This is a genomic window from Micromonospora sp. NPDC006766, from assembly GCF_040636055.1.
Classification (GTDB): domain Bacteria; phylum Actinomycetota; class Actinomycetes; order Mycobacteriales; family Micromonosporaceae; genus Micromonospora.
On record NZ_JBEYIX010000021.1, the window covers coordinates 74,048 to 86,731 of the forward strand.

The 12,684-nt window shown below is 72.7% G+C and carries 25 protein-coding genes; 2 read left to right on the forward strand and 23 right to left on the reverse strand.

Features of this window, described 5'->3' with window-relative positions; translation table 11 throughout:
- Positions 1-61: 61 nt before the first annotated feature.
- The 4 genes from ABZ671_RS18880 to ABZ671_RS18895 all read right to left on the reverse strand — a co-directional run bounded on the left by ABZ671_RS18880 (position 62) and on the right by ABZ671_RS18895 (position 1,600).
- Positions 62-433, reverse strand: a complete 372-nt coding sequence (locus ABZ671_RS18880) for a hypothetical protein (RefSeq protein ID WP_357859308.1) — start codon at positions 431-433, stop codon at positions 62-64.
- Between the two features lie 63 nt (positions 434-496).
- Positions 497-844 (reverse strand): hypothetical protein, encoded by a 348-nt coding sequence (locus tag ABZ671_RS18885; protein ID WP_357859311.1) that lies wholly within the window; start codon positions 842-844, stop codon positions 497-499.
- 188 nt (positions 845-1,032) lie between these two features.
- Entirely contained in the window at positions 1,033-1,224 is a 192-nt protein-coding gene (locus tag ABZ671_RS18890; protein ID WP_357859314.1) for a hypothetical protein, read from the reverse strand.
- Positions 1,225-1,315: 91 nt separating this feature from the next.
- A complete protein-coding gene (locus ABZ671_RS18895; protein WP_357859317.1) occupies positions 1,316-1,600 on the reverse strand; it encodes a hypothetical protein in 285 nt (94 codons plus the stop codon).
- Between the two features lie 140 nt (positions 1,601-1,740).
- Here ABZ671_RS18895 and ABZ671_RS18900 point away from each other — a divergent pair, with 140 nt between their 5' ends.
- Positions 1,741-2,208 (forward strand): helix-turn-helix domain-containing protein, encoded by a 468-nt coding sequence (locus tag ABZ671_RS18900; RefSeq protein WP_357859320.1) that lies wholly within the window; start codon positions 1,741-1,743, stop codon positions 2,206-2,208.
- 58 nt (positions 2,209-2,266) lie between these two features.
- Here ABZ671_RS18900 and ABZ671_RS18905 read toward each other — a convergent pair whose 3' ends face one another.
- The 19 genes from ABZ671_RS18905 to ABZ671_RS18995 all read right to left on the reverse strand — a co-directional run bounded on the left by ABZ671_RS18905 (position 2,267) and on the right by ABZ671_RS18995 (position 11,832).
- Positions 2,267-2,443, reverse strand: coding sequence for a hypothetical protein (locus tag ABZ671_RS18905; RefSeq protein WP_357859323.1), 177 nt, complete (start codon positions 2,441-2,443; stop codon positions 2,267-2,269).
- A gap of 8 nt (positions 2,444-2,451) precedes the next feature.
- Positions 2,452-3,489 (reverse strand): hypothetical protein, encoded by a 1,038-nt coding sequence (locus tag ABZ671_RS18910; RefSeq protein WP_357859326.1) that lies wholly within the window; start codon positions 3,487-3,489, stop codon positions 2,452-2,454.
- Positions 3,486-4,046, reverse strand: a complete 561-nt coding sequence (locus ABZ671_RS18915; RefSeq protein WP_357859329.1) for a hypothetical protein — start codon at positions 4,044-4,046, stop codon at positions 3,486-3,488. Before ABZ671_RS18915 ends, ABZ671_RS18910 begins: the two co-directional genes overlap by 4 nt.
- Positions 4,043-4,300, reverse strand: a complete 258-nt coding sequence (locus ABZ671_RS18920; RefSeq protein ID WP_357859331.1) for a hypothetical protein — start codon at positions 4,298-4,300, stop codon at positions 4,043-4,045. The genes ABZ671_RS18915 and ABZ671_RS18920 overlap by 4 nt, the downstream gene beginning before the upstream one ends.
- Positions 4,297-4,752 (reverse strand): hypothetical protein, encoded by a 456-nt coding sequence (locus ABZ671_RS18925; protein WP_357859334.1) that lies wholly within the window; start codon positions 4,750-4,752, stop codon positions 4,297-4,299. Before ABZ671_RS18925 ends, ABZ671_RS18920 begins: the two co-directional genes overlap by 4 nt.
- A complete protein-coding gene (locus tag ABZ671_RS18930) occupies positions 4,745-4,972 on the reverse strand; it encodes a hypothetical protein (protein ID WP_357859336.1) in 228 nt (75 codons plus the stop codon). Before ABZ671_RS18930 ends, ABZ671_RS18925 begins: the two co-directional genes overlap by 8 nt.
- 91 nt (positions 4,973-5,063) lie before the next feature.
- Positions 5,064-5,642, reverse strand: coding sequence for a hypothetical protein (locus ABZ671_RS18935; RefSeq protein ID WP_357859339.1), 579 nt, complete (start codon positions 5,640-5,642; stop codon positions 5,064-5,066).
- Positions 5,639-6,217, reverse strand: a complete 579-nt coding sequence (locus tag ABZ671_RS18940; RefSeq protein WP_357859341.1) for a hypothetical protein — start codon at positions 6,215-6,217, stop codon at positions 5,639-5,641. The genes ABZ671_RS18935 and ABZ671_RS18940 overlap by 4 nt, the downstream gene beginning before the upstream one ends.
- On the reverse strand, positions 6,214-6,789 hold the full coding sequence (locus ABZ671_RS18945) for a helix-turn-helix transcriptional regulator (RefSeq protein ID WP_357859344.1): 576 nt from the start codon (positions 6,787-6,789) through the stop codon (positions 6,214-6,216). The genes ABZ671_RS18940 and ABZ671_RS18945 overlap by 4 nt, the downstream gene beginning before the upstream one ends.
- The gene (locus ABZ671_RS18950; protein ID WP_357859347.1) at positions 6,786-7,334 is read right to left on the reverse strand and encodes a helix-turn-helix transcriptional regulator; all 549 of its coding nucleotides are present in this window, start codon (positions 7,332-7,334) and stop codon (positions 6,786-6,788) included. The genes ABZ671_RS18945 and ABZ671_RS18950 overlap by 4 nt, the downstream gene beginning before the upstream one ends.
- Before the next feature lie 23 nt (positions 7,335-7,357).
- Positions 7,358-7,831, reverse strand: coding sequence for a single-stranded DNA-binding protein (locus tag ABZ671_RS18955; protein WP_357859350.1), 474 nt, complete (start codon positions 7,829-7,831; stop codon positions 7,358-7,360).
- Positions 7,821-8,036: a hypothetical protein gene (locus ABZ671_RS18960; protein WP_357859352.1), complete on the reverse strand. Its 216-nt coding sequence runs from the start codon at positions 8,034-8,036 to the stop codon at positions 7,821-7,823. The genes ABZ671_RS18955 and ABZ671_RS18960 overlap by 11 nt, the downstream gene beginning before the upstream one ends.
- Positions 8,030-8,395, reverse strand: coding sequence for a hypothetical protein (locus tag ABZ671_RS18965; RefSeq protein ID WP_357859354.1), 366 nt, complete (start codon positions 8,393-8,395; stop codon positions 8,030-8,032). The genes ABZ671_RS18960 and ABZ671_RS18965 overlap by 7 nt, the downstream gene beginning before the upstream one ends.
- The gene (locus ABZ671_RS18970; RefSeq protein ID WP_357859357.1) at positions 8,392-8,976 is read right to left on the reverse strand and encodes a hypothetical protein; all 585 of its coding nucleotides are present in this window, start codon (positions 8,974-8,976) and stop codon (positions 8,392-8,394) included. Before ABZ671_RS18970 ends, ABZ671_RS18965 begins: the two co-directional genes overlap by 4 nt.
- A gap of 19 nt (positions 8,977-8,995) precedes the next feature.
- Positions 8,996-9,151 (reverse strand): hypothetical protein, encoded by a 156-nt coding sequence (locus tag ABZ671_RS18975; RefSeq protein ID WP_357859360.1) that lies wholly within the window; start codon positions 9,149-9,151, stop codon positions 8,996-8,998.
- Between the two features lie 76 nt (positions 9,152-9,227).
- On the reverse strand, positions 9,228-9,860 hold the full coding sequence (locus ABZ671_RS18980) for a ParB/RepB/Spo0J family partition protein (RefSeq protein ID WP_357859362.1): 633 nt from the start codon (positions 9,858-9,860) through the stop codon (positions 9,228-9,230).
- On the reverse strand, positions 9,857-10,195 hold the full coding sequence (locus ABZ671_RS18985; RefSeq protein WP_357859365.1) for a hypothetical protein: 339 nt from the start codon (positions 10,193-10,195) through the stop codon (positions 9,857-9,859). Before ABZ671_RS18985 ends, ABZ671_RS18980 begins: the two co-directional genes overlap by 4 nt.
- Positions 10,196-10,317: 122 nt before the next feature.
- Complete coding sequence (locus tag ABZ671_RS18990) at positions 10,318-11,202, reverse strand: hypothetical protein (protein WP_357859368.1); 885 nt, start codon at positions 11,200-11,202, stop codon at positions 10,318-10,320.
- Positions 11,203-11,265: 63 nt separating this feature from the next.
- Positions 11,266-11,832 (reverse strand): hypothetical protein, encoded by a 567-nt coding sequence (locus ABZ671_RS18995; RefSeq protein WP_357859370.1) that lies wholly within the window; start codon positions 11,830-11,832, stop codon positions 11,266-11,268.
- A 619-nt stretch (positions 11,833-12,451) separates the two neighbouring features.
- On the opposite strand from ABZ671_RS18995, the gene ABZ671_RS19000 reads away from it, so the two are divergent.
- Positions 12,452-12,684: IPT/TIG domain-containing protein (locus tag ABZ671_RS19000; protein ID WP_357859373.1), on the forward strand; the 233-nt coding region annotated here is incomplete at its 3' end.

Genomic DNA, 12,684 nt, shown 5'->3' on the forward strand with positions numbered 1-12,684 from the left:
GGCCGCTCGCCCGCCGGGCATGACGATGGCCGGGCCGCGCGTGGCGGCCCGGCCGGGGTGGTCAGGGGCAGTTGCAGTCGCCGGCCGGCAGGTCCCGGCAGGTCAGGCAGAGGGGCTCGACGGTGTACGCGCCGGGCCGTCCGGTGGCGTCGGCGTTGTCGGCGGCGGCGAGCCGGGCCACCTCGGGGTCGGTGTGGGTCTCTACGAGGCGGTCACCGTCGAACACGCCGTACTGCTGGATCGGCGCGGCGCGGCGGATGGGACGGCGGATCATGGCGAGGGAGTTGCGACGGGCCTCGCGGATGAGGATGTCCCGGGCGAAGGCGCGCAGTTCCCGCTCCGCGATGAACCGTCGGGCGGCGGCCTCGTCCGCCTCGGCGATGGGGCGGGGGGCGGGCCGGTCGGCGGCGGGCTGGATGCGGGTCTGCTGCACGGGGGTCTCCCTCGATCCGGGGGCGGGTCGCTCACCCGCTCACACCCCAAAGTGTAGCACAGATTAGACCGTGTGGGGTGCACCCCGGGCCGGGTGCGCGCGCACGTACTCCTCCGCCTGCGCGGCCGTCGCGTCACTGACCGCTTGCCCTTGCCCGACCAGCGTGCCGCCCGGCCGGAACCCCGGCCGCGGCCGCCCCTCGGGCGCGTCGGCGGTCCACCAGGCGCGGATGCGGTGCCCGGCGCGGGTGGTCGCCGTCAGCTCCACGACCTCCCGGTGGACGTCGCCGCACCGCATCGGCCCGACCGTGGTGATCTGGCAGCTCCAGCCGGCGTCGTGGACGGCGTCGACTAGCTGCCGGTAGGAGCGTGGCAGTCGGTGGGCAACTTCGGGACGGTCCAGGGCGACCATGGCACCTCCCTACCCCGTTTGCCCGGGTTGATCACGGGCGTCGATCGAAGTGTGAACGATAGGTCAGGTTGTTGTCCTCGGGAAGATCCCCGGGGCTGGTGTGACCAGACCACCAAGGGTGCAGCAGGCCCGCCAGAGAACGGGCGACGTGGGTGGAGAGCCGGCGCGCGGCCGGCCCTCCACAGTGGTCAGAACGGGATGTCGTCGGTGTTGCGGGCGTCGGTGAGGATGGCGAACGGGTCGGCCATGGCGGTCTGGTAGCCGGCACTGGTCCGGGCGAGCTTCGCGCGGGTGGCCTGGACGCCGTCGGGGGTGGCGAGGGGGGCGGGCCGGCGGGTGCGGAAGGTGTAGATCCGGCACTCGTACGCGGACGTCTTCACAAGGGTCTCCGTTCCTGTGAGGGTCGCTCTCCCTCACACCCCAAAGTGTAGCACACTTTCGCCCGGTGGTGTCATGACGTCATGATGTCCGTCATGACGTCATGGACCGGCCGGTGGAACGCCTCGGGCGGGGCGCTTTCACCTGCGACACCTGGTCGACGTAATCCTCCGCGCCGGTCAGCTTCGCGGCCCGCACATCGTGATCGCGGCACAGGTCGACGTTCTGCCCGGCTATCCACCGCTCACCGAAGATGCTGCCGCTGCGGGCGATGTGCCAGGCCGCCACCGCCGGCTGGGGGCAGTCGATCACGACGCAGGCGCGGTCCTCGCCAGGCTCGTAGATGGACAGGGGGGTGATGACGGGCAGGGGTGGCATGTGCGGACGTCTCCCGGGTTGTCGATCAACGTTTCTCCACCATACGAGGCTTCCTCGAATAGCGAACACACCCCTATCGACACCCGACTATTGCTGATATGGTGCCTATCGGCATCAGCCGTTCAGCGATCGGAGACCCCATGACCGACACCCAGACCACCGACACCACGCAACTGGTCGAGGCGCTCGCCCGCCTCGACCGCGCCCGCAACCTCCGCGACGCCCTCACCGCCCTCACCCGCCTCATCACCGAAGCCGACGAAGAGGCCCGCGCCGCCGCCATCGCCGCCGCCCAAGCCGGCATGACCGAACGGGCCATCGCCGCGAAATTCGGCGTCTCCCAACCCACCGTCCACAGCTGGCTCGACGGCCGCACCGCCGCGCCGCTGCCCGCCCCCACCATCGGCGACCGGGCGTGGCTCCTCCACCAGACCACCCGAGCGGTCGAGACGATCGTCCACCGGCTCGACGGCGAGCACCTGCCCCCCGCGCCCCACAGCGGCGCCACGTCCGCCCGCACCCGGCTGGCAGCGGCACGAAAAGCGCTCGGCGAGGCCGCATGGGCACTCGGTGAGGCCGGCAGCACCCTGGAACGAGCCGGGCAGTAACCCGCACAGCGGAAGGGCCCGCAGGGACATTCCTGCGGGCCCTTCCGTCATTCCCTGGTCACTGCCGTGGCCGGCGGGTCCTCGCCGCGTACCGGCCCACCAAGGCCAGCGGACCGGTCCACTCCCGGCGCATCGCCCCGAGCAGCTGCCGCCGGCGGGCCATCCGCGTCAGGCCGAAGCCAATTCCGACACAGCCGGTGTTGTGCCCCGGATACAGCCGGGTGCTGCTGCGCATGCTCACCTTCACGCCTCACCCTGTGCCGGCACCCGCCACCAGCAATCGACGCTGATCGGCGGCCCATCTGGGTCCAGGCCGGCGGAGTACCGCTCGACGGCGCCGGCGAACGCCTCCCGCTCCTCCGTGGTCATCTTCGAGCTGAGCCACCGCCACTCCCCGTGCAGGTACACCGAGTGCGCGGCCCCGTCGAGAGCGTGGACCATCGGCCCGATCTTCCGGTGCTCCCCTCCCATCAGGTCCGTCGCCGTCGGCGTCGCCTCCATGCCGAGCGCCGCGCGCGCCGCCGCGGTGACGGCCAGGAGGTGACACAGCACCGCGTACGCGGCCGGGAACTCGAGTTCCCCGTTCGCGTAGAAACTGCGCTTGGCGATGGCGTGGCTGCCGGTGGCCTTGTCGGCGATCTCGGCCAGCATGGCGTCCAGCGTGTCCGTGTCGTCCAGGTAGGTGCCGGCGCGCTCGAACGCGGTCCGGGCGGCGTTGGCCTGCTCTTCGCGGAGCAGGTGCAGCAGGTACGTCTCGGCGAGCTTCCTGCCGTTCAGGCCCGCGCTGTCGATGACGGTGCCGCAGGCGCAGCGCAGGACCGGGGTGCCGGTCGTGTTGTTCAGACGCGGCTCGTGCGGGCCAGCCTCCCCGGCATCACGGGGCGTCCACACCCAGGCGTGGTCGGGGCACATCTGGAGGTTGAGGCTGGGCCACTGCCGCCAGCCCGCAGCGGTCGCCTCGCCGGTGGCCACCGCCACGGCGTCGTAGCGGGCGGGGCAAGCCAGCCAGGAACACAGCCGCGCCGAGCCAGGCGACGTGACGGACCGGGTGGGGCGGGTGTTGACGACCAGCAGCCGCCCCTGCTCGTCCACCGTGCAGGGGAATTCGCCGGTAACGGGCGGGGGGAACGTGATCGCGGTCTTAGCTGCATCGCGGACCGGGCAGTCGAGGCTGTTGCACCCCGCCGGGTGGTCCAGCATCCACCCGCTGTGGCGGAGGTCGATGTAGTGCCAGCGGAACCGGCTGTCCGGGTCGCCGTACAGGTACGGGGGCTGGGTCATGGGGTCTCCTTGGGGGGTCGCTGGTGCAGGTGGACGTACGGTCCGCGCACCCCTGCACTGTGGTGCGCGGCGGCTTCGAGGGCGGCGCGGATGCGCCGGCCCGGGGGTTGGCCCTGGGTGGCGTGGAGGGCGCCGAGGGCGATGTCCTGGCCGCAGCCGATCGCGGTGTATAGGTCGGCCGGTTCGCCGACTTGGAAGTCGGCGGCGACGGCGAACAGGCGGCCGGCGATGCCGACGAGGAACTGGCCGCCGACCTCCCGGCCGTCGCAGCGGCTCATCCAGCCGCCGTCGACCAGGGTCCGCCGCACGGCGTCGATGAACGTGGTGGCCATGTGCCGGTCGAGGGCGGCCGGCGACGCGGGCGGCTTCGGGGCGTCGAGGGCGTACCGCAGCAGTTGGCCCATGCGGAAGCTGTCGGTGAAGCCGAGCAGGTAAGGGCCGGTCCTGAAGACCTTCGCGTCGGCGCGGATGGTGCTGCTCCAGCCGGGGCCGACTCCGGCGGAGTCCCCGCCGAGGTGGACGGCACCGTTGTGGACGAGGCCGACGATCGCGGTCATGCGAGCATCCGCCCGGTGCGCGGGTCGAACGGGACCGGCACGATCACCGGCGGTGGCGGCGGGCTGGGGCTGAACACGATGTGGCAGGGGTTCAGCGGGCCAACCCGGTTGGCGAGGGGCCGCCGGAGCTGGTCGATCGCGTCCAGGGCTGCGGTGATGGTGGCGGTGTCGGGGTCATCGCCGTCGGGCACGGTGATGCCCCGGTCGGCCAGGCCGACGCGGAGGCGCTCCAGGGCGGCGAGCGGCCCCGTCATCGGGCGTCCCCGGCGGTCTCGGCGGCCGGCTCCGCCTCGCCAGCGTCGTCGGCGGGTGCGGGGCCGCGGCCGGCGCCGTACGGGCGCAGCAGCAGCCCGCCGCGCACCACGTGGTCGTAGCCGTCCTTGTCCTTGCGGCGCAGCCGGGTCAGCTGCCGTTCGCCGGGCCGGTACCACTCCCAGGCGGGCTGGGTGGGCACGTTGGCCGGCCACGCCTCGGGGAGCGGGTAGCCGAGGGAGAACGCGGTGCCTTCGCAGTCGTCGGTGGCGCGGCAGCCCATCATCGCCGGGGTGACCCCGGCGTCGAGGTCGACGGTAACCGTGCAGCCACGGCAGGCCGGGCACCGGTAGGCGTTGAGGCGGCCCTGGTAGAGGGCGGCTACCCCGACGGGGCGGGTGTCGACGCGGTTGGCGCGGGCCATGCGGCGGCGCAGGGTACGGAGGTTAGACACGGGCGGGCTCCTGGTCAGCGGGGTGAACGGGGTGGGGCCAGGTGACGGCGAGGTACAGCCGTTTCCGGGCGAGGTCGGTGCAGGCGACCCGGGCGAGGCCGGTCCGGCCGTCCGGGTCGGTGACGGTGAGGGTGTCGCCGGGCAGCGGCACCGCCCCTCGGGGTAGGCCGGCCACCAGGTGCTGCCCGTCGACCCGGGCGGGGTCGACGGGCACGGTCACCGCTGGCACCAGCACCGGCCCAGCTCGTGGCCGCTGGGCGAGTGCAGGCCCAGCAGCCGGCGGAGCCACGACGCGCGCCAGGAACGCCGCCTCACCGGTCCGCCGCCGAGGTGCGGGTAATGGTGCCGCCGAGGAGCCGGTACCGGTCCGGGTAGGCGCGGGCGGCGGCCTGGGCGAGGATCGCGTTCTGAATGGTGTGGATCGGCGCGGCCAGCTCGGCGAGGTCCTGCCCGGCGGACGCGCCGGTGCCGACGATGTGGCAGAGCTTCTCCCACAGCTGGGCGGTGAGATCCATCGCCTCGTGCTCGGCGGGGGTCAGAGCGGGGCCTTCCGTGACCGGGGCCGGCTCGTGCGCTTCGGTGAACGTGTCCGCTGGGAGCGCGATGAACTGCTGTCGTGGTGGCAGGTGGCGGACTACCCACCAGCCGGGCTGGGCGACCGAGCCGGCCAGCATGAGTTGGCCGGTGTCGGTGAGCCGACGGCTGCGGTCGTGCAGGTCCAGCCAGGCGAGCATCGCGCACTTGGCGTCGTAGTCGTCGGGCAGCCACTGCATCGCCTCGACGTCTTCCTGCCGAAGTCGGAACCGGCCGGGTGGGCAAGGTACGAGGCTCGCGTCGGTGTAGCGGGTCGAGTCCCGGCGGAGCCGTCGGTGGCCGGTCTGGTCTGTCATCGGGCGTCTCCCTCGGTGAAGCGGATCGCGAAGCCCGGGATGCCGAGGCCGAAGTCCGGGTCGGAGCTCGCGGGCCGGATCGGGGCGTGCAGCACCGTCTCGTCCACGGAGACGGTCGGCCGGGCCGGCGACAACCCGGCGGGAGCGCCGATCCAGCGGAACTGCTCCCCGCAGGTCTCACAGGTGATGCGGATGTCGGCCGAGTAGGCGGTGACCGGGCCGCCGTCGGTGGCGGTGATGCGGTTGATGTCGAACTGGCCGGCGAAGGCGACGTGGTCGCAGGGCTTGTCCGGGTCGGCGGCCGGCGGGGCGATCGGCGCGTACGCCTGGTCGAAATCCTCGGGGGTGAGGGTGAACGTCCAGCCGTCGGCGCGGCGGATCACCCACCAGCCGGGCTGGGCGATCCTGGCCGAGCTGTGCAGCACGAGGTCGCCGGACTTCTCGTTCACGTCGTAGGCGACGTCGTGGCTGGTGAGCCAGCCGAGCAGGTGGGCGGCGGCGTCGGACTGGTCGGGCTGCCAGCGCATCGCTTCGACCTCGAACGGGCGGAGGCGGTACTGCTGCGGTTCGGTCATCGGGTCTCCAGGGGTGTGTCGGGTAGGGGCTCGGCGAGCGGTGCCAGCCGGAAGGTGAGTGGCGCTTCGAGGGCGCGGGCGTAGCGTTGGGCGGGGGCGACCATCACCCCGTCGGAGCCCTGCTCCCACAGCCGCACGGCCCTGTCGCTGATGCCGATCACGCAGGCGACGTCCTCTTGCCGCAGTCCGCGGTCGACGCGGATGCGTACGAGGTTCCGCACCAAGACGGCGCGGGCCAGTTCGTCGGCGGCGGCCGGTGTGGTCGGGTGCATCGCCGCGTACATGGCGGCGAGCGGATCGCCGTCGTCGGGGACGGGTGCGCCCAGGTTCACGGTCAGCTGCTGGCCGTAGAGGCGGGCGAGGGTTTGGAGGGTGCGCAGCTGCCAGTTGTCGCCCCGCTCGACGCGGTACAGCGCGCCGGTGGTGCTCTTCCAGCCCATCGCCTGGGCGACCTGCCGCTGGTTGAGGCCAGCCGCGTCGCGCAGCCCGCGCAGCTGGCCGATGAGGACGCGCCGGGCGGCGGTGTCGGCCGGGTCCAGGTCGGCGAACCTTCCGGCGTACACGCCGCTCACGCCGTTTCCAGGGGTTCGATGCGGGGTTCCAGCCAGCCGCCGCAGCCACGCACGTGTCGTTGCGCGGCGGCGAGGTCGAGGTTGTCTTCGATCCGCTCCGCCCGGCAGATCGTGTCGTGGGAGACGTCGAGCCGCTCGCCGAGCTGCTTCTGGGTGAGGCCGGCGCCCTCGCGGGCGCGGCGCATGTCGTTGACCAGGCCGGCGCGGGCGTAGGCGTCGACCACGTCGGCGGTGCCGGTGATCTTCGCCGCGTACATGTCGGCGAGGGCGTCCGGGGCCAGCGCGTACGGCAGGTGCAGCGTCCACACGAACCGGTGGTCGAGCCAGCGCGCCCACCGCTGCAGAGTGCCGACGGTCCAGTAGCCGCGTTCCTCCATCGACTGCACGGTCGCCTTCGCCCGGCCGACCTTCGCCCCGAACGAATACCACGACAGGCCGGCCTGCTTGCGGACCGCGACCAGTTCGGCGGCGACGCGCAACCGGTTGGTCCGGTCGTCGGGGTGGTAGTCGGGCACCCGGCTACCACCGCGGCGCGGCCCGCTCATCGGGGGGATCATCAGCGTCGACATCAGAACCCCGGCCCCTGGTCGCCGCCGACGGCGGGCGTGGCCCACGGGTCGTCAGCGTCGAACCCGCCAGCCGGCCGCTGCTGCGCGGTCGGGGTGCCCGAGCCGCGTGTCATCTTCTGGACCTTGGCGGTGGCGTACCGCAGCGACGGGCCCACCTCGTCCACCTCGAGTTCGAGGACGGTGCGTTTGCCGCCGCCGTCGCGGGCCTCGTACGACCGTTGCCGCAGCCTGCCGGACACGATGACGCGGGCGCCGCGCTGGAGGCTCTCGGCGACGTTCTCCGCCGCCTGGTTCCAGACGACGCAGGACAGGAACAGCGGCTCCCCGTCCTTCCACTCGCCCGAGGCCTTGTCCAGGTAGCGGGGGGTGGACGCGACCCGGAACTTCGCCACCGCCGCACCCGACGGGGTGAACCGCAGCTCCGGGTCGTCGGTCAGGTTCCCGATCACGGTCAGGGTGGTGTCACCGGCCACAGCCGGCCTCCTTCCGAGGGATCTCGATGCGGTACAGGTCGGCCCCTGCGGCGGTACGCACCCACGCCGTGTCCCACCCGGACGCCACGTAGCCCCGCCCGTCAGCGACGGCGGTGTCCTCGTTGCGGTACTCGGTGCGGGTCACAAACTCGACGCCGGCTTTGACCACGACGAGGCGGTACGGCCGGCGACCGGCGGTCACCATGGGGTCTCCCTACTGGCGGCCGGTCGCTCACCGGCGCGCACATCCAGTCTACCGGCGGGCGCCGCCGCGAACAGGCCCGACACTGCTGCGCGGCCGGCCGTCCCCGCGTCCCGGAACGCCTTCCCGAGCACGGCCATCGGCCCGTCCAGCATGGCCGCCATCCGGGCGAGCTGGGTGCACGCCATCTGCTCCACGATGGCCGCCCGGATGAGACCCAGCCGGGCGGACGCGGCACCCAGGTGCCAGGCGACCACCGTGCCGCCGACGTGCACGGCGAGGGCCTCCCACACGGCCGCCTCGCGGGCCGCCGTCTCTTCCATGTCGTGCAGCAGCCACATCCGGTGCGCCAGGTCCGTCACGCCGCAGCCCCCTCTTCTTCGTCGTCGTCCACGATTTCGGCGTCCACCACTGCGGCGGAGGTGAGCGCGGCCTGCACCCGGTCGGCGAGCCCGTTGATCCGCTCCGCGGAGACTTGGATGGGGCCGCCGCCAGCGCCGGTGACTTCCAGCGCCGAGCGACGCGCCCACCGGTCCGGGAACGCTCGGGACAGGAACTCCAACGCCACCCGCCCGTTGGGGCCGGCGATCGTCTCCTCCGTCTCCTTGTCGCCGTTGCGCAAAACCCGGGTGACCCGTTTCGTGACGTAGCCGCCGTTGGCGTCTTTGATCACCGCGCCGACCATCCGCTGCTCCGCCTCCGCCCGCGCCCGGGACAACGCATCGCGGAACTCGCGCTTGGCGCGGGGAGATCCGGGTTTGTCGGCGTCTTGGAGCCAGCGGTAGACGGTGGCGGGGTGAACGCCTGAGGCTTTCGCGGCGGTCTCCAAGAAGTTGCCGAGGCGGACGGCTTTGATGATCCGGTCGGCGATCTCGGGGGTGAGCTTGGACGGTCGGCCGCCGGGGTGGCGGGTGACGTGTCCGGGCTGGTCGGTGACGGTCATGACGGCATCACGGGTCCGGTCACAGCCAGGCGCACGCGCAGAGGATGGCGGCCCATGTGGCTGAGCCGACGAGGACGGCCCAGAAGATGGGGTTGGCTTCGAAGGTGACCCGGCCGATGGTGAGGCGTGCGCGGCGGGGGTGACGGTGGTGGGCGCGGCTGATGTAGATGCCCACTGGTCCTCCTGGCGGGTCGACGGTGGTCTGGGGGCGAACGGTAGGTCCGGGTGGTGGTTAGCGTCCCGAGGGCTGGTCAGCGGCTGATGGGCCGGCAGTCGTAGCCTTCGCCGGAGAGCTGGTCCTGGACGGCTGCCTGCTCGGCTTCGTCGGCGCAGATGACGAGGACGCCGTACTGGACGCCGGGGGTTGGCGCGGGCTGGTCGTCGGCGTCGTCCTGGCCGGTGTCGCTGTCGCCGGCGCCTGACGGGTCGGGGCCGTCGAGGAGCCGGTCGATCTCCTCGGGGGTCCAGCCGAGGCCGGTGAAGTCGTCCTGCAAGCCGAGGAGGTCGACCAGGCCGTCGAGGTCCCACGACGCGAGTTCGGTCTGCCGGTTGGAGGTGAGGAGGTAGCCGGCGGCCTCCACATCGTTGGCGGAGGCCCAGCCGCGCAGCACGTACGCCTGCCATTCCCCGCGCTCGCCGATGACGACACCGGGCGGTGGTGGTTCGCCGGAGTCGCGGAGGCCGCGGAGGGTGTCACGGCGGCCGTGTCCGGCGACGAGCTGGCCGGTGCGCTCGTCCAAGACCATGGGGTCGACGTAGCCGAACCGGGCGATGGAGGCCCTCAGCTCAGGAATGTTGTGGCGGCGCGGGTTGAGGCGGGCGCCGGGCAGCTGGTCGATGTCCATCAGCTCGACCCAGCGGCGACCGGTGTCCACGTGGCTCATCGGCGGCGGGTGCGGCGGGCTTTGCCGCGCTGCTTGGCCTTGGCTTGGCGGGTGCGGGCGCGGCCGACGGCGCGGACACCGGGTTGGGGCTGGCCGCAGCGGCACCCGTTGTCGTGGCTGGCGGGCTGGTTGGTGGGGCCGGTGGTGGGGTCGCCGAGGCGGGCGGCGATGTCGGCGAACAGCAGCGCGTCGACCTCATCGAGGAGCGCGCCTGCCGGGACGGGCAGCAGGGTGTCCGGGTCGGGGTGGAGGGTGGCGCCGGGGATGCGCAGCGGCAGCATCTGGGTGGGGCCAGCCAGGACGTCCGGCGTCGGCGTCGGGGGGAACGTCGTCATGTGCGCGGACGGTAGGTGCGCGGCCGGGTTTACGTCCCGGGCAAGATCGTGCGGTCGCAACGGGGTCTCCGAGGGGTTGGGGGTCGGCCCGGGTCGCTCACCCGGGCCGACCAGGAACACGGTCAGCGGCTGCGGAGCCGCCAGGTCAGCACGCCGCCGGCGGCGATGGTGACCGCGACGGCGACCACCAGCAGGTTGGGGCCGATGTCGTGGTTGGCGTCGCCGGCGACCAGGCCGAACGCGGCGGCCACCAGCGCCGCCGACACGGCGGGCATCCGGTTGGGGCGCAGCAGCTGGGGCGCCCAGGCGGCCAGGCCGGCCGCGACGGTGCCGGCGATGGTGACGGCCACGCCGAGCCAGGCCGGGATGCGCGCCGGGCCGGTGACCACGGCGGTGAGGACGGCCGCGACGAGGACCAGCACGCCCCAGGCGATCTCGCGTGCCATGTCCCGCGACCGGTCACTGACGAGAGCGCCGATGTGCTGGCCGGCGGTGACCAGCTGCTCGTGGCCGGGGGCGGGCAGGCAGGCGATCGTCTCGGCGGCCTGCCCGCCGACGACGTCGACCACCGCGTCGTACAGCTCGTCCAGCAGCTGGCCGCGCTTGACCGGGTTGGGGATGTTGAGCATCCGGTTCAGGATCGGCCCGGCGTGCGGCTCCAACTCGGTGGTGGTGAGCACCCGCGGCCCGCTGACCGCCACGGCGTACTCGGTGTCGGCGATCAGGTCCAGCAGCAGCGCGGACAGGCGGAGCGACTCGGCCATGTCCCGGCCGTCCTCGCCGGGGATCGGGTCGGGCCCGAAAGCGTCCAGGTGGAGCCGCGCCTGCTGCGCCTCCAGTGAGGCGAGCTGGCCGATGAACCCGGCGCGGGTGATGCCGCTCATCGGGCGGGTCAGCTCGACGCGGATCCGGTAGGCGTGCCGGTCGAGGTCGAAGTACGCCTTCCGGGCGGCCTTCGAGGTGGTGGAGCGGGCGATCCGCTCCGTAACGGCGGTCAAGATCCTCATGGGGGTCTCCTTCCTGACGCCACCGGTGCGGCCCGGTCGCTCACCGGGCCGCACGGGGAAGAGTCAGGCCAGACGATCGAACGCGGCGAGGGCCTGCTTGCCGATGTACCGCTGGCCCTCCGCGCCGGCGATCGGCTCGCGGGGGGCGTCCGGGCCGTCGTTCGACCGCCACACCGGCATGACCGCCCGGATGCTGTGCTTGTAGGTGGCGATGAGGGTCAGCCCGTCGATGGGGCGCGGCTGGTCCATGGTGTCGGTCAGGTCCCAGTCGCCGGTGATCAGGGCCTCTGCATCGCCGCGGAACTCGCAGGCCGCCGGGGTGTCCACGAAGCCGTAGGCGAGGTCCTCGTCGGGGTCGCGCAGGTACAGGCCACCGTCGGCGTCCTGGTACAGCTCGACGGACGCTGAGCTGGTGTTGGCGCGCCGCTCGACCTCGACATAGATGATCGACCGGACGGGCAGCATGCTGATGTTGTCGCCGTCCTCCATCTCGATCACACCGTTCGGGTCGGCCAGCCGGTGTCGGACCTGGAGGATCTCGTCGTCGCTGGCGGGGTGGATGAACGGCGCGGTGACGTCTCCGCCGAGGTGGAAGTTGATGCGGCGGGTGTGCGTGATGCCGAACGGCATGGGGTCTCCTCGATCGCTGGGGGTTGGGCCGCCGGGCTTGGCGGCTTCCGGTACGGCCCGGCGTGCGGGCCGCACGGGGAAGCCGTCAGGACCGGGCCCGGTCCAGGGCGTTGCTGGTCTGCCCCGGCTCGCCCTCCCAGTGCGTAAGGTGGCGGTGTGCCTCGTCGCGGGCGGTCTGCTCGTCGGCGAACGGCAGGTTCAGCATCGGGGGTCTCCCATCGATGGGGCGGGTCGCTCACCCGCCAACACCCCCACTGTAGCAAACCTTAACCACGCTGGGAACCCGTCCACGCGGGTCACCTCCCCTGGCGCGTCCTAGGACAACAGGGTGCCGTCCCTGCCGGACCGGGGACGCTACCCGCAGGCTGCGCCCATCATCCGCGCATGACTGCTCTTTACGACGCCAACGGCGCGCGCATCAAGAAGGCCGACTTCCCGGCCGACGCCGTACCCGATCCGCAGCTCAGGAAGGTGACGGCGGCGGTCTACAAGGACACGCCGTACAGCAACACCGACCGCACCATCGACGGCCGGAAGCGGACCCTCGCGTACGCCGTCGGCGACCGCGTCCCCCCAGTCCGAGATCGACGCCCACTACCCGGCGGCGACGGTGACGCAGGTGTCGCCGGCGACCGGCCCGCAGGCCGGCGGCACGGAGGTGACGATCACCGGCACGAACCTGTCGGGCACCTCGGGGGTGACGTTCGGCGGCACGGCCGGAACGGGGCTGAAGGTGCTCAGCCAGACGAAGATCAAGGTCACCACCCCAGCCAAGGGCGCCGGGGCGGTGGCGGTGGTCGTGGCCGACGACTCGGGCAACGTCACCGTCGCGAACGGCTTCACCTACTCGTA

Bases quoted from the DNA above. Each gene is read 5' to 3' on its own strand.
- ABZ671_RS18900 (WP_357859320.1), top strand. From the start codon at position 1,741: ATGACCGACACCCAGACCACCGACACCACGCAACTGGTCGAGGCGCTC.
- ABZ671_RS18905 (WP_357859323.1), bottom strand. From the start codon at position 2,443: ATGCGCAGCAGCACCCGGCTGTATCCGGGGCACAACACCGGCTGTGTC.
- ABZ671_RS18935 (WP_357859339.1), bottom strand. From the start codon at position 5,642: ATGACAGACCAGACCGGCCACCGACGGCTCCGCCGGGACTCGACCCGC.
- ABZ671_RS18985 (WP_357859365.1), bottom strand. From the start codon at position 10,195: ATGACGACGTTCCCCCCGACGCCGACGCCGGACGTCCTGGCTGGCCCC.
- ABZ671_RS18970 (WP_357859357.1), bottom strand. From the start codon at position 8,976: ATGACCGTCACCGACCAGCCCGGACACGTCACCCGCCACCCCGGCGGC.
- ABZ671_RS18980 (WP_357859362.1), bottom strand. From the start codon at position 9,860: ATGAGCCACGTGGACACCGGTCGCCGCTGGGTCGAGCTGATGGACATC.
- ABZ671_RS18995 (WP_357859370.1), bottom strand. From the start codon at position 11,832: ATGCCGTTCGGCATCACGCACACCCGCCGCATCAACTTCCACCTCGGC.
- ABZ671_RS18950 (WP_357859347.1), bottom strand. From the start codon at position 7,334: ATGAGCGGGCCGCGCCGCGGTGGTAGCCGGGTGCCCGACTACCACCCC.
- ABZ671_RS18960 (WP_357859352.1), bottom strand. From the start codon at position 8,036: ATGGTGACCGCCGGTCGCCGGCCGTACCGCCTCGTCGTGGTCAAAGCC.
- ABZ671_RS18915 (WP_357859329.1), bottom strand. From the start codon at position 4,046: ATGACCGCGATCGTCGGCCTCGTCCACAACGGTGCCGTCCACCTCGGC.
- ABZ671_RS18910 (WP_357859326.1), bottom strand. From the start codon at position 3,489: ATGACCCAGCCCCCGTACCTGTACGGCGACCCGGACAGCCGGTTCCGC.
- ABZ671_RS18990 (WP_357859368.1), bottom strand. From the start codon at position 11,202: ATGAGGATCTTGACCGCCGTTACGGAGCGGATCGCCCGCTCCACCACC.
- ABZ671_RS18895 (WP_357859317.1), bottom strand. From the start codon at position 1,600: ATGCCACCCCTGCCCGTCATCACCCCCCTGTCCATCTACGAGCCTGGC.
- ABZ671_RS18885 (WP_357859311.1), bottom strand. From the start codon at position 844: ATGGTCGCCCTGGACCGTCCCGAAGTTGCCCACCGACTGCCACGCTCC.
- ABZ671_RS18940 (WP_357859341.1), bottom strand. From the start codon at position 6,217: ATGACCGAACCGCAGCAGTACCGCCTCCGCCCGTTCGAGGTCGAAGCG.
- ABZ671_RS18920 (WP_357859331.1), bottom strand. From the start codon at position 4,300: ATGACGGGGCCGCTCGCCGCCCTGGAGCGCCTCCGCGTCGGCCTGGCC.